Annotated in this window: 14 protein-coding genes; 9 read left to right on the top strand and 5 right to left on the bottom strand. The window is 66.5% G+C overall.

The features are described 5' to 3' along the window. Positions 1 to 184, top strand: a 184-nt coding sequence (locus G6016_RS05090; protein WP_206682284.1) for a hypothetical protein, incomplete at its 5' end; no start/stop codon positions are given. Between the two features lie 147 nt (positions 185 to 331). On the opposite strand, the gene G6016_RS05085 is transcribed toward G6016_RS05090, so the two are convergent. After that, entirely contained in the window at positions 332 to 943 is a 612-nt protein-coding gene (locus tag G6016_RS05085) for a hypothetical protein (protein WP_206682283.1), read from the bottom strand. 654 nt (positions 944 to 1,597) lie between these two features. On the opposite strand from G6016_RS05085, the gene G6016_RS05080 reads away from it, so the two are divergent. Continuing rightward, on the top strand, positions 1,598 to 1,867 hold the full coding sequence (locus G6016_RS05080; protein WP_182631612.1) for a hypothetical protein: 270 nt from the start codon (positions 1,598 to 1,600) through the stop codon (positions 1,865 to 1,867). A gap of 75 nt (positions 1,868 to 1,942) precedes the next feature. Then, on the top strand, positions 1,943 to 3,010 hold the full coding sequence (locus tag G6016_RS05075; protein WP_182631611.1) for a hypothetical protein: 1,068 nt from the start codon (positions 1,943 to 1,945) through the stop codon (positions 3,008 to 3,010). Between the two features lie 635 nt (positions 3,011 to 3,645). Here G6016_RS05075 and G6016_RS17155 read toward each other — a convergent pair. Continuing rightward, the gene (locus tag G6016_RS17155; RefSeq protein ID WP_241729773.1) at positions 3,646 to 3,777 is read right to left on the bottom strand and encodes a DUF6131 family protein; all 132 of its coding nucleotides are present in this window, start codon (positions 3,775 to 3,777) and stop codon (positions 3,646 to 3,648) included. A gap of 186 nt (positions 3,778 to 3,963) precedes the next feature. On the opposite strand from G6016_RS17155, the gene G6016_RS05065 reads away from it, so the two are divergent. The 4 genes from G6016_RS05065 (at position 3,964) to G6016_RS05050 (ending at position 7,987) form a co-directional block, all read left to right on the top strand. Beyond that, entirely contained in the window at positions 3,964 to 4,641 is a 678-nt protein-coding gene (locus G6016_RS05065) for a TetR/AcrR family transcriptional regulator (RefSeq protein WP_182631609.1), read from the top strand. After that, the gene (locus G6016_RS05060; RefSeq protein ID WP_182631608.1) at positions 4,634 to 6,127 is read left to right on the top strand and encodes an MDR family MFS transporter; all 1,494 of its coding nucleotides are present in this window, start codon (positions 4,634 to 4,636) and stop codon (positions 6,125 to 6,127) included. The genes G6016_RS05065 and G6016_RS05060 overlap by 8 nt, the downstream gene beginning before the upstream one ends. A gap of 120 nt (positions 6,128 to 6,247) precedes the next feature. Then, positions 6,248 to 7,564, top strand: coding sequence for a plasmid pRiA4b ORF-3 family protein (locus G6016_RS05055; RefSeq protein ID WP_182631607.1), 1,317 nt, complete (start codon positions 6,248 to 6,250; stop codon positions 7,562 to 7,564). 84 nt (positions 7,565 to 7,648) lie between these two features. Continuing rightward, positions 7,649 to 7,987, top strand: a complete 339-nt coding sequence (locus G6016_RS05050) for a hypothetical protein (protein WP_182631606.1) — start codon at positions 7,649 to 7,651, stop codon at positions 7,985 to 7,987. Here G6016_RS05050 and G6016_RS05045 read toward each other — a convergent pair. Continuing rightward, a complete protein-coding gene (locus tag G6016_RS05045) occupies positions 7,972 to 8,526 on the bottom strand; it encodes a hypothetical protein (RefSeq protein ID WP_182631605.1) in 555 nt (184 codons plus the stop codon). The genes G6016_RS05050 and G6016_RS05045 overlap by 16 nt on opposite strands. Positions 8,527 to 8,693: 167 nt before the next feature. Here G6016_RS05045 and G6016_RS05040 point away from each other — a divergent pair, with 167 nt between their 5' ends. Continuing rightward, on the top strand, positions 8,694 to 9,830 hold the full coding sequence (locus G6016_RS05040) for a diaminopropionate ammonia-lyase (protein ID WP_182631604.1): 1,137 nt from the start codon (positions 8,694 to 8,696) through the stop codon (positions 9,828 to 9,830). A gap of 126 nt (positions 9,831 to 9,956) precedes the next feature. After that, on the top strand, positions 9,957 to 11,387 hold the full coding sequence (locus G6016_RS05035; RefSeq protein ID WP_182631603.1) for an FAD-dependent oxidoreductase: 1,431 nt from the start codon (positions 9,957 to 9,959) through the stop codon (positions 11,385 to 11,387). 181 nt (positions 11,388 to 11,568) lie between these two features. On the opposite strand, the gene G6016_RS05030 is transcribed toward G6016_RS05035, so the two are convergent. Further along, a complete protein-coding gene (locus tag G6016_RS05030) occupies positions 11,569 to 12,063 on the bottom strand; it encodes a nuclear transport factor 2 family protein (protein WP_182631602.1) in 495 nt (164 codons plus the stop codon). A gap of 67 nt (positions 12,064 to 12,130) precedes the next feature. Beyond that, positions 12,131 to 13,039 (bottom strand): bile acid:sodium symporter family protein, encoded by a 909-nt coding sequence (locus G6016_RS05025; protein WP_182631601.1) that lies wholly within the window; start codon positions 13,037 to 13,039, stop codon positions 12,131 to 12,133. Positions 13,040 to 13,177: the final 138 nt, after the last annotated feature.

Raw genomic sequence — 13,177 nt, 5'->3', positions numbered from 1 at the left:
AGCGTTGGTCGACACCTGGCTCGCCGGGGACCGGGCCCTGGTCGCCGCGGTGCGTGCCGCGTCGGCGTCACTGCACCGGGTCGCCGACGACTACGTGGGTACCGACGACCACAACGCCAGCCTGCTCCCCATTCTCCCGAGCGGTCCGCCCTCGCCGGGGGCGCCACCGGCACTCTCCATGTGACCCGTCAGCGGCCCACGCCCCGCCGCACCAACCCCCGGCCCCCGGCCCCCGACCAGTTTTGTCGTCACCACTGCGAAAAATCGGTCAGATTCCCGCAGTGGTGTCGACAAAGTCCGGAAGCGGTGAAGCAGTGGGCGGGTGGGCCTGTCAGATGACGCCCTCCGCGAGGGTGACGAGTGTTCTCCGCGCCTCCTCTTCCTGTTCCGCGGTCGCGGGGGCGTCGGCCGGGTTGCTCAGGTCGATCTTGTGCAGGATCCCGTCCGAGAGGAACACGACCGTTCCCAACTCGCCCACACCGGCGAGTCGGTAGAACGAGTCGTCGCCGATGCCCGGGGAGGGCACGTCCTCGTCATAGAACAGTCCGCTGCGCAGTTCCTCGAACTCCGCGTTCACGTCGGCCGGCGGCGCCCAGACCGTGATGTGGACGAACTCGCTCTCCTCGGGATCGGACCAGCTGCACGCGAACTCCCCCTCGTCCGCCGAGACCCCGAGCGTCCACACCTTCGAGGATGCAGGCGTGCGCCCGGTCGCCGCCTCGATCACCTCGTCGCTCAGCAGGTCGCAGACCGCGATCTCGACGGGGTCGCCCCCTGCCTCAGCAGTTGTGCTCTCCGCCGCCGTAGCGGTGTCCGTGACGGTGGCCGCTGACGTATCGGCGCCCGGCGTGGCCGTGGTCGCCTCGGTGTCCTCACCCCCGCACGCGGTCAGCACGAGCAGAGCAGCGACGGATAAACCTGAACGTGAGATAAGTCGACGCATAGCCTGCATTAAACCCGATCGCGAAGTGCCCGTGGGCCGACTGACGAGATGTCACCTGGTCTCTGCCGGAACATCCTGATTCACCCGCGTCAGGGCCGACTCGGTCACCAGCCACACCATGCCGAAGCCCGCACCTATCGATGCCGCAGACCAGAACGAGAGGTTCGCCGACCGCCCGCAGCACCACCACCGTGAGAAGCGCGATCGCGGCGCAGATCCGCCAACCCCACCGCTTCCACCACGGCGCGGGAGGGTCCTGCCGAGGGACCTCAACCGGCCTCATCGCCTCCACTGGCGCTACACCTCCCCGCCGTCCTCGCTGTGGCCTCACCGTATAAAAACGCGTGCGCCAGCTTCTCCAGGGCCGAGGTCGGTGGTCTCGATACCGTGGAATGCACTTCTGATCCTGCCAACCGCGACGCCGGTCGCCGCAGCTCGACGTTCGGCCCATGACTGGGAGAGGAGACAGCGATGCTCAGGAGATATGGCGCACGCGTTGGCGCTTGCTTCGCAGGAGCGGCACTGGTGGCAGGGTGCGGCAGCGACGGTACATCTGGCCCGGCGCCGACCGAGGCGACACCGGTCGAGAGCGCGCCCTCGCCCACGGCCCGGGAACTCGCGTTCCCTGAGTCGGTGATCGTTTGTCAGCCGGGGATGGTCGACACCACCGCGACTGTCGACGATGTGCCCGAATGGCCCGGGCCATCGCCGTCAGAGTTTGTGGAGCCAAACTTTCCGTCGGGGTCGTGCGGGACACTGACCGGACAGAAGGCGCGCGTCACCTACGAGGCGGCGGTCGAGCATCCGGCCGCTCTCCTGGAGGAAGGGCGAGTGGAGGAGGGCAGGGACCTGGTCGACACCACGGATGCGTTATGGGCTCTCGAGGGTGTCGTCGCCTGGCTTGTCGTCGAACCCCAGTGGTGACACGTGTCTCCGCGGCGGTCTCGTGCTGGTTCCCATTGCTGATTGCCCGAGGCCCGGGCGGGATACTCTGAGTTGATGCGTGTCTCGCCGGATGGAACCTTCCATGAGCTGCGTGCCTCGCACTTGTGTCGTGCGGCGTGCCGGGTTCCCGTTGACCTGGGCCCGTTTAATCGCCGAATTCTCGCGCTGCACCCGGTCATCAATTACCGGCCCTACATTTCCGCCTCCCCTGACGTGTTCCCACCCGGCCATCCGGGGTACGACCAGGGCGTGGCGGCAGACCTGCAGATCCCGCAGGCTCTGCGGAACGAGATCGAGGACTGGATCGGACAGTTCAAGACCAATTTCCGTCACCTCGGTGACCGTCCGGTTGATCAGCCCGTGTGGGCGGACGGATTCGACGAGATGGCCTGGCTCGACCGCGGCCACGCACTCGCGGAGCGCCTCGGTGAGCACTTCCCGGAGCATTTCGTGTTCTGCTGCGCGGAGAAGTACGTGGTGTGCGAGTTGGCGGCTGATCAGCTGGGCTACGTCTGCGCCCTGACCGGGCAGATCACGCGTGAGGACGGCTGGCGGATGCCCGGCAATGAGCCCGATCCAGATGTACCGGGGGCACTGAAACTCATGCCGGAGTACGGGGTCAAGTGGGGCCTGGGGGCGGGGCATTGCCATATCACCAGCCGCCCCGGCTCCGCGCCGGTCCGGGCCCCCGGGGTTTTCCGACCCCGCGCAGCCTCGGGCTCACCTCCCAGCTCGAGGACCGACTCCGGCAGTGGAACGAGGACTGGCACCGCGGATTCCTCGACTACGGGCGGGATGACGATAGGGCCGCTGCCGAGCTCGGCCTGCCGAACGGAGGGTTCGCCCTGCCGGAATGGGCCGGCGGCATCGACCCTGCCGCGTGGTACCGCGAAGGCCGGGCGATCGCCAGGCAACTCGCCGATCAACTCCCGGGGGTCACGGTGCGACTCAGGGCGATCCGATACGTGTGCGCACCACGCTTCCTACACCTCACCAAGGTCTTCGGCGACGACGAGTTCTTCACACCGCTATCGACTGTGGTCGTCCGGCGTCCGTCAGCATGACCATGGTGGGCTGGTGCGCGGTTCAGACCCGGGCGATGGCCTCAAGCCAGAGCAGTGAGTGGAGAGACTGCGGCTCAATAGTCTGCGATAGGCATGCCGTGCTTGAAGGGAATCGCATTACTTACCGCCCAGCGCATGAGCTCGACCACCGGCATGAGGTCATGCTGGCGACCGCGGGAGTCGGAGATCAGGCCTGCGTTAGCCCCGCTGATTCATGGAGTGTGAGGACGGCTTCTGCCGGGTGACGGTGGGTGCGATTGCGTCTATGGGCGTGCGGGAGCGCCGGCTGGCGCTGCCGGTGGCGGGTCTCCGAGTGGTGCTGTCGTGTGCGGGACAGGGCTCCGGGCGTGCCCGGCCCAACTCTCGGCTACTGGCTTTCGTGGGCGGCCCCGATCTTGACGGTGTACGGCGTCGGCTCACTACTTCTGTGGAAATGGCGGCGCGGGCGCCTAGTCCTCGGAGCGGCGCTCGGGGGCTTCAGCCTAGTGCTCCTCTTTCTGGTGCCCACGTGGGTGTCGATCGAGGTCGGCGGCTTCGCGCCCGACTGATATCCGGCTCCGGGCAACATCGCACGCACTGGGGTTAGCGCACGCACAGGGTGCGACCGCCCTGCTCCAGGTTCAAGCTGGACTGTGACGTAGGCAGTGAGTGCCGCGTACTGCGTGGACCTGCGCTACAGGTCCACGCAGTAGATCAGAACCAGTGTTTGCGGCCGCCGATCGTGCGTCCGGCCGCGCTGAGTACGTACAGGATCACGCCCACCACGAGGAGCGCGATGCCGATCGTCCACAGGATGGGGATGTCCAGGATGAATCCGAAAATCAAGAGAATCGCGCCGAGAATAATCACGTGCTCGCCTTTCGTTCGGTTCGTTCGGGGTGGGAGCACCTTATGCATGTCCCTCGATGGGCGGTACCGGTAGACGGAGACGGGCTGCGCGGGTGGCCTGCGCTGTGATGCGCCCCATAATTATTGCACTGAGGGCATTTTTGCACTTAGTGTAGTAATCCTATGGCTGACGTGACGACAACGGATGTGGGCTTGCGCGAGCGCAAGAAGATCGAGACGCGGCGGATGATCCGCGCGGCGGCACTCGACCTCGCGATCGAGGACGGACTGGAGAACCTGACGATCGACGCGATCGTCGACCGTGCCGGGATCGCGCGCCGGACCTTCTTCAACTACTTCGACCACAAGGAAGACGCACTGGTCGCCGACACGACCGCAGCCGCCGAGACGATTAGGGGCGAGGTCGTGGCCAGGCCGGCAGAGGAGTCGCCACTCCACGCGATCCGGGCTGTCATCACCCAACGCGACATCTTCGCCCTGATGAACACCGACCGTGACCGGATGCTGGCCAGGCAGAAGTTCGTCCAGCAACACCCGGTCCTCGCCACCCGGCAAGCCAGCCAGCACGTCCACGTGGAACAGGCGCTCGCCGAGGCGGTCGCCCAACGCATGGGAGTCGACACCGCCGATGACCTCCGTCCCTCACTGATCGCGGGCGTGGCCGGAACGGCGTTGCGCGTCGCCATGAAGTGGTGGTCCGCGCGGGAGGACGCCAACCTGGTCGAGGCGCTGAACAAAGCCTTCGACCTGCTCGAACAAGGACTACTGACACATCAGATGACCGAGCCTGCGATAGCCGGGCCACAGAACCGGGAAGGTGGTGCATCAGCGCATGAGTGATGCCACAAAGATCGATGACGCCACCTCAAGTGGGGCGGCTTCCGCGAGCGGGCGGTCCACTGCGGCCGAGGAATCCGCACCGTCGCCGGTGAACCGCAGGATCCTGATGGCGGTCCTCATCTCCGGGGCGTTCGTCATCATCCTCAACCAGACGCTCCTCAACACGGCGCTGCCGGCCTTCATGGCAGATTTCGGCATCACCGCCAGTGCTGCACAGTGGGTCACGACCAGCTTCATGCTGGTCAACGGCATCATGATCCCGGTCACCGCATTCCTGATCGGGAAGTTCTCCACCCGCAGCCTCTTCCTCACCTCACTCGGACTGTTCATCGTGGGCACGATCATCTGCGCGATCGCGCCGGTCTACCCGGTGCTGTTGCTCGGCCGGGTGGTGCAGGCGGCGAGCGGCGGGCTGATGATCCCGCTCATGCAGACGATCCTGTTCGCGATCTATTCGCGTGAGGAGCGCGGCACGGCGATGGGCACGTTCGGGCTCGTCATCTCGTTTGCGCCGGCGATCGGGCCGAGCCTGTCCGGGTGGATCGTCGACCACTGGCCGTGGCAGATCCTCTTCTACATGATGCTGCCGATCGCGGTGCTGTCCTTCGCGTTCGCGTACTTCATGCTCCGCAACGTCACCGAGCAGAGCAATCCACGCCTGGATGTGCTCTCGGTCATCCTGTCGTCGTTCGGTTTCGGCGGGCTGCTGTTCGGCTTCGGCAACGCCGGCGAGGCGGGCTGGACGGATGCGACGGTCCTGGCGCCACTGATCATCGGCGTCGTTGCCCTGACCTGGTTCATCGCCCGCCAGCTGAAGCTCGACGAGCCACTGCTCAATCTGCGCGTGCTCAAGTACCCCATGTACACGCTCGGCACGCTGCTCGGCGTGTTCGTGTTCATCGCGATGATCGGCGGGATGCTCATCATCCCGATGTACATGCAGACGATGCGCGATTTCACCGCGATGGAATCGGGCCTGGTCCTGCTGCCCGGGGCCGTCGTCATGGGTCTGATGTCGCCGGTGACGGGCCGGATCTTCGACGCCATCGGCGGGAGGTGGCTGTCGGTCATCGGCTTCGCGCTGGTGGCGGTGACCACGCTCATGCTCGCCCGGCTCGGCGTCGACACCACGTTCGCCTACATCGCGATCGTCAACACGTTCCGGATGGCGGGCACAGCGATGATCCTCATGCCGGTGACCACCGCCGCGCTCAACCAGCTGCCCATGTCACTGGTGCCGCACGGCACGGCGCTCAACAACACGATCCGCCAGGTCGCGGCCTCGGTGGGCACGGCCGTTCTGGTGACGATCATGGTCAGTGCGGCGCGCGACCCGCAGGTCTACGGTGCGGCCGGGCCGATCCACGGCGCGAACGTCGCCTTCTTCGTCGCGGGCATCATCGCGCTCCTGGGCTTCATCGGCTCGTTCTTCATCACGAACTCGCACGGCACCACGGAGGTGGAGGAGCCTGCCGCTGCCAGGTGAGTGCGCCAGAGCCTGAGGGCTGATCTACTGGACGGCATGAGCTCACCGGACGACCTTGCACGGCAACTCGCGGCATAGCTCGGGGGCGCTAACCCGGGGCCGCTGCCTAAGCGCATACCGATGCCAGAGTTTTCTGAACCGCCGGCGCAACCGATCGGCCTGCGCCTGCGGATCGACCTGGTCGATACGTCGCCGCCGGTGTGGCGCCGCTTGGAGATCTCCGGCGACGAAAAGCTGGACGATTTCCATCACATCCTCCAGGCCACCATGGGGTGGACCAACAGTCATCTGCACACCTTCCACCAGGGGCGCGACACCGGATTCGCGAGGTTCCTCACCGAGTGGGATATGAGCGAGGGCGACGTGGGCGTCGCCGAGGCTTTGGTCCGCCTCGGCCAGGTCCTCGCCGCCCCGGGCGATGAGCTGCACTACGACTACGATTTCGGCGACGGCTGGGAGCACCGGATCGTCGTGGAGGCCGTGCTCGATGAGCCCCCGAAGGTCATCGTCTGCGTCGACGGCGGCGGGGCCTGCCCGCCCGAGGACTGCGGCGGGATCGGGGGTTACACCGCCCTCGCCGAGTGGGCGCGCGGCGGATTCGATTCGGCGGCCAACCCGGGGCCGCTGGAGGCGGAGGAGATGCGCCAGTGGTTGCCGCCGGGGTGGCATCCCGACACGTTTTCCGCCGACGAGGTCACGGAGAAGCTCGCGATCGAGTCGGCGAAGCCGATCACCGTATCGGGGGAACTCGGCGACCTCGCGGCGGAACTGCAGCACAGCGGCGTCCGCGTCCTGAGAAACCTGCTCGCACGGCCCGCCTGGCAAGCCACCGACGACGTGAGCCCGGAGGTCGCGGCGGCGCTGACGGAAACGTATCGACTGCTGCTCGAGGAGATCGGGTCCGGCGTCAAACTGACCGCCGCCGGCTATCTCCCGCCGAAACTCGTGCAGCGCTTCGCCCAGTCCAGTGGGATCACCCGGTGGTTCAGGGGCAGGGTCAATCGTGAGGACGGGGCGTGGCCGGTGGCGGAGATCCGGGACACCGCGCAGGGGCTTGGACTGCTCACCAAGCGCCATGGCACGTTGTCCCCGACGGCTGCCGGGAAGCGCGCGGTCAACGATCCGCTCTTGATGTGGCGCCACATCGCGTCCCGACTCCCGTTCGGGCGTGAGGATTTCGACAGGCACGCGGGGTGGATGGCCCTGGTGGTGGTCGGCGCCGAGCTCCCGGCCGAGGAGTGGGACGCCGAGATCAGCGACCTTCTGGCCCTCATCGGCTGGCGGATGAGTCGCGGCAACATGGTCATCAACCCGTCGGCGCTGTCCCCCACGCTGTCCGTGCTCGACGTGCTCGGGTTCGGCCTGAACCCGAAGGCGAGAAAGGGAGTGAACCCGGCCCTGGCCGCCCTGGCCCGCGCGGCAGTGCGGGGCCGCTGAGCACGATCGAAACCCAAAGATCAAACCCCAAAAACCACAGACCACGACGACGACAACGTCGCCAGCCACCGGAAAGGGAACCGAATGCCCGACACCGACGTACTGAGACAAGAGTTCGACGCGTCCGTGGACCGGTTCGAACAGTATCGCGCTTCGGTGAGTACGGCGATCGATGAGCGTCCTCCGGGTGAGTTGTCGCGAGCTCTCGACGCAATCCTGCCGGAGCTGGTGTTCTACGAGGGGCAGGCCTACGCGGCCGGACTCGGCCTGGCGCGGATCGGGGCCGGAGGCGGGGTTGATGATGTGGCCCGGGTGCTGAGCCGTGGCCTCATCGAGCAGCAGGCGGCCCGGCGCGGTCACGACTTTCTGGCCGGGTTCGCCGCGACGCTCGCCCGGGTCACTCACATTCACTCGAACGAATAATTCTCGCGTGCCGCGACGTGGAGGGCTCGGAAGATCAGCACCAGCATCGCGAGGTAGGCGATGTAGGCAACGAGAAGGCAGATCCCGGCGATGGGAAACTCGAGACTGGCGGGGATCAGACTGCTCAGTGGGCCCGGGTGGGAATTGAAGTCGTCGAGGTCGGAGATCACCACACCCACGCCCAGGATGTTGCCGAACACCCACACGGCGAACGCCGCTCCGATCCACTTCAGGCCCCTCGGCGTCTGGGGAGCGGTGGGTAGCAGATGGGCGGTGCCTGCCAAGACCAGGCCTACGACCAGCAGGATCGGTCCATAGGTCATCGGGTAGAACGCCGTGATCCAGCCGGAGTACCCGCACAACAGGCGTACGAGTAACACCAGCACGGGCAGTCCGAGTGAGCTCAGCCAGGCGAGGGTAAGGAACGTCCCCCGTGTGAACTCGGGTTCGCTCGCGTCATCGACCTCCACGTCGGGATAGCGCGTGGCGTCATGGTTGTGGTGGGCCCTCGTCGGGTCCTTGGGGTGCGGCACATTCATGGCCGTATGAGTCTGCGGGGCCGGAAAATGTTCCCGTCGCCTGTGCGGCCTGCGATGCGCGCAGACGGGCACTCGACCTGCCGCAACGCTGTGAAAGCGGATGTGAGAGCGTGACTGACTCGTATGCTCGACATCATGTGCGATCGCCGTTGGGAGGGTGCGGAGCGATGTCCTGGTTCGTGAATCCTGCAGCCCGCACGTGGCACGCGCCGCCGCTGGAGCTTGAGTCGCGGAGCTTTCACCGTGCACTGCCCGGCTATGTGCCCACCCCGCTGGTCGAGCTGCCGTCGCTGGCGGCGGAACTGGGAGTGGGCCGGTTGCTGGTCAAGGAGGAAGCCTCGCGGCTGGGGCTTCCCGCGTTCAAGATCCTGGGGGCGTCGTTCGCGGTGGCGCGGCTTCTCACCGTCCGCCTGGGCGAGTCTGGCGCGCTTGCCCTCGATGACTTGCGGGAAAGGCTCGACGGGAGTGGGTTGGCGCTGGCCGCTGCAACGGACGGAAACCATGGCCGGGCGGTCGCCCGCGTCGCCGCGTTACTCGGCCTGCGCTCGGTCATCTCGGTGCCGGTGGGGGTCTCGACGGCGGCCACGAAGGCAATCTCCGCCGAGGGCGCGACGGTGCAGCTGCTGGACATGTCCTACGACGACGTGGTGAAACACGTTGCCGAGAGCGCGGACGAGCAGACGCTGGTCGTGCAGGACACCTCGTGGCCCGGATACACGGACATTCCGAACTGGATCGTGGACGGCTACGACACGATGCTCGCTGAGGTGGACGACCAGCTCGCTGAGCTCGGCGCGGAGCCCCCGGACCTGGTCGTGGTGCCGGCGGGGGTCGGTTCGCTGGCCCATGCAGTGGTCGCCCACTACCGGCGTGACGGCCATCGTCCGGCGGTCCTCGTCGCCGAGCCGGAAACTGCAGCGTCGGTGACCGCTGCACTCGGTGCGGGCCAGGTGGTGTCGGTGCCGACCGGACAGACCATCATGACCGGTCTGAATTGCGGGACGGTATCCGAGGTGGCGTGGCCGGTGCTCAGGGACGGGCTCGACGCGTCGGTGGCGGTGACGGATACGGAGGCTCGAGCTGCGGTTCTGGAGTTGGCGGACTTCGGTGTCGACGCCGGACCGTGTGGTGCAGCAACGCTCGCCGCCGCGCGCGGTGTCCTTGCGATACCCGAACGCCGCGCCACGCTCGGTGTCACCGAGCATGCGGTTGCCGACGACGACGTCAGCGGGCAGCGGAGCGCCGACGGCCTGGTGGTCATCCTTCTCAGCACCGAAGCTCGGGCCGCAAACCCCAAGGTCTGAACCTTCGCGTCCGGAACCTGGCCACACTCGAGGTCGAGGCGTTACGGAAGCAGGACGAACCCGCCGGGGCGGGGGTAACGTTTGAGGTGCCGAAACTTCCAGATCAGGAGCCACAGAGTGGATTCAGTGAACAGCCCCGGTGCAGCGAATACCGCCGCTGCCCGCAGGCACCGCGTCGTGATCATCGGATCGGGCTTCGGTGGTCTCACCGCCGCGCAGCGCCTGGCGAAATCGGACGTAGATGTCACGCTGATCGCCAAGACCGGCCATCACCTCTTTCAGCCGTTGCTCTACCAGGTCGCGACAGGGATCCTGTCGGTCGGCGACATCGCGCCCTCGACGCGACTCATCCTGCGGGAGCACAAGAACGTCACCGTCACCCTCGGCGAGGTCGACAAGATCGATGTGGAGAACAAGAACGTCCACGCGGTGGCCGGGCACATCGACTTCGACCTGCCGTATGACACGCTGATCGTCGCCGCCGGCGCCAACCAATCCTACTTCGGTAACGACCACTTCGAGCGCTACGCCCCCGGCATGAAAACCATCGACGACGCCCTCGAGCTCCGCGGCCGAATCCTCGGCAGTTTCGAACTGGCCGAACTCACGGAGGATGAGGACGAGCGGCGGAGACTGCTGACCTTCGTCGTCGTCGGCGCCGGCCCTACAGGTGTGGAGATGGTCGGACAAATCGGCGAGTTGGCGCATCGCACCCTCAAGGACAGTTACAGCAATATCGATCCGGGGCAGGCCCGCATCATCCTGATCGACGCGGCCCCCGCGGTCCTCCCGCCCTTCGGGGACAAGCTCGGGATGGCGGCGCGCAAACGCCTGGAGGAACTCGGCGTGGAGGTGCACCTCAACGCCATGGTCACCGATGTCGACTCCAAGGGCATCGAGGTCAAGGATCCGGACGGTACGACCCGGCGTATCGAGGCCGCCTGCAAGATCTGGTCCGCCGGCGTCCAGGCCAGCCCGCTGGGCAAGATGCTGGCCGATCAGACCGACGCCGAGATCGACCGGGCCGGGCGGGTCCAGGTGAACAAGGACTTCTCGGTGCCCGGCCACCCCCAGGTCTTCGTGATCGGCGACATGATGAGCCTGGACAACCTGCCCGGCGTGTCTCCGGTGGCGATCCAGGGCGCCAAGTACGTGGCCAAGCAGATCGATCGCGAGGTGGAGGGCAAGCAGCGCCCGACGGAGCGGCCGGCGTTCAAGTATTTCGACAAGGGCTCCATGGCCACGGTCACCCGGTACAGCGCGGTGGTCAAGATCGGCCCGATCGAGATGCACGGGTTCATCGCCTGGGTGATGTGGCTACTCGTGCACCTGGCGTTCCTCATCGGCTTCCGCAATCGCCTGGCAGCGCTGTTCTCGTGGGGGATGCACATCCTCGGCGACAAGCGCTCCCACCTCAGCGCCACCTCGCGGTTCGTGTACGGCCGGCGCGCACTCGATCGCGTCTACGGCGGCGGTATCGCCTCGAGCCTCGAAGGGGGCCGGCGCGAGAGCGCGGACGAGAAGAGTCCGGCGGAAGAGAGTCCGGCGGACAAGTGAGCCCGGCCGAGAAGTGAGCGGCCGACGCTCCACGGAGCTATCGGCCGCCCTTCGTCGCCGCGCCAGTCGCCGGACTGTCCGCGTGCTACTGACCAGTCGCTGACAGTTCGGCGAAGTCAGGAAATGACTGTGACGAGGACCGGCCGGTGCGCGTGCGCGCGGTGTGCGGTCCTCGTCGTCGTCAGATCCAGTTGAAATTCTTGCCGAACTCCTCCGCCTCGGGCGAGAGCGAACCGAGTTCCTTGCACTTGCGGATGTATCCCTTGAGCATCTTGAGGAAGAGGTTCGGGTTGTAGACGTCCTCCTCCAGCTTCCAGAGTCCGTCACCGCCGTACTCCATGTGCTGGATGGCCTTGACCTCGTGGACGCTGCCGTCGCCCGGGTCCTTCATGCGGTTGATGACGCCGCCGACGAAGCGGCCCTGCTCGGCGTCGATCACTCTCCAGGTGAACTCGAAATGCGGCATCTCGTTGCCGGGGAACGAGTGCAAGGTCTTGTCGAGCCACTCGCCGATCGCGTCGGCGCCGTGGAAGATGCCGTAGTTGTGCTCGACGCACACGGCGTCCGGGGTGAACAGGCGGCCGTAGTTGATCCAGTTCTCGGCGTGGGTCTTGTTGTGCTCCCACTCCTTCTCGAGTCCGGTGGCGGCGCGGTCGATCTCTTCGTAGGTCCCCATGGTGCGGGAACCCTCCTCGGGGGCGACGGGTGGTCGACGGGGTATTCGACGGGTGTTTGCGCTGAACCTACTCGACTGTGGCGCGCGGCACAGTGGTCACGTGATTGTCGGCGGGGTCGTCGTCCGTGTGGCCCCGGGAGATGAGGAAGCCGAACGCCGGGGCGAGGATGTACATGAAGACGGAGTAGATCGCGGCGGGTATCGCCACCTCCACGCTGTCCAGCACGCTCAGCGCGATGGTCAGGGCGATGGTCGTGTTGTGCACGCCGATCTCCATGGACGCGGCGATCGACTGCGTCTTGGACAGTCGCAGCAGTCGCGAGACGAAGTAGCCCAGGGACAGGCTGGCGAGGCAGAACAGGGCGGTCACGGCGCCCACGGACTGCAGGTAGTCGAGGATGTTGTCGCGCTCGCCGAAGATCGCGCCGAGGGCCACGATCGCCAGGACCGCGATCGAGAAGATCCGCACCGGCCGGTCGGCGCGCGTCGCGAAACCGGGGGACTTGCTGCGCACGAACATGCCCAGCACGACAGGGATGATCACGATCGCGATGACCTGCAGCACCTTGCCGAACTGCAGGCCGAGGGTGCCGTCGGCATCGAAATAGCTGATCGCGAGGTTGGTGATCACCGGGATTGAGACCGCGGCGAGCACCGAGTTGATGGCGGTGAGCGTGATGTTGAGCGCGACGTCGCCGCGGAAGAGGTGGCTGAGCAGGTTGGCCGTGGTGCCGCCGGGGGAGGCGGCCAGCAGCATGACGCCCACCGCGAGGAGCGGGTCCAGGTTGAACGCGATGACCAGGCCGAACGCTACGGCGGGCAGGACCAGGATCTGCAGGACGAGGGCCACCACCACGGCGCGGGGCGACTTGGCGACGCGGCGGAAATCGCCCGGCGTGAGCGAGAGGCCGAGGCCGAACATGATGATCGCCAGCGCGATCGGCAATCCGATGCTGATCAGGGCGGAATCGTTCATCGGTGTGGTGGTCCCCTCGCGCAGTGCCGGTATCGGTGCCTCACCGCCCCGGCGAAGGTCTGCCTGTGGGGTGAGTCACACCAGTTAACCACCCGTTCGGAGGTGATCTGCGCGGAGGCCCGATATCGGCAGGGAAGT

Source organism: Dietzia aerolata (genome assembly GCF_014144865.1).
In the GTDB taxonomy this organism is placed as follows: domain Bacteria; phylum Actinomycetota; class Actinomycetes; order Mycobacteriales; family Mycobacteriaceae; genus Dietzia; species Dietzia aerolata.
The sequence above is the reverse complement of the archived record's forward strand: the minus strand, read 5'-3'. Positions and strand labels throughout refer to the sequence as shown.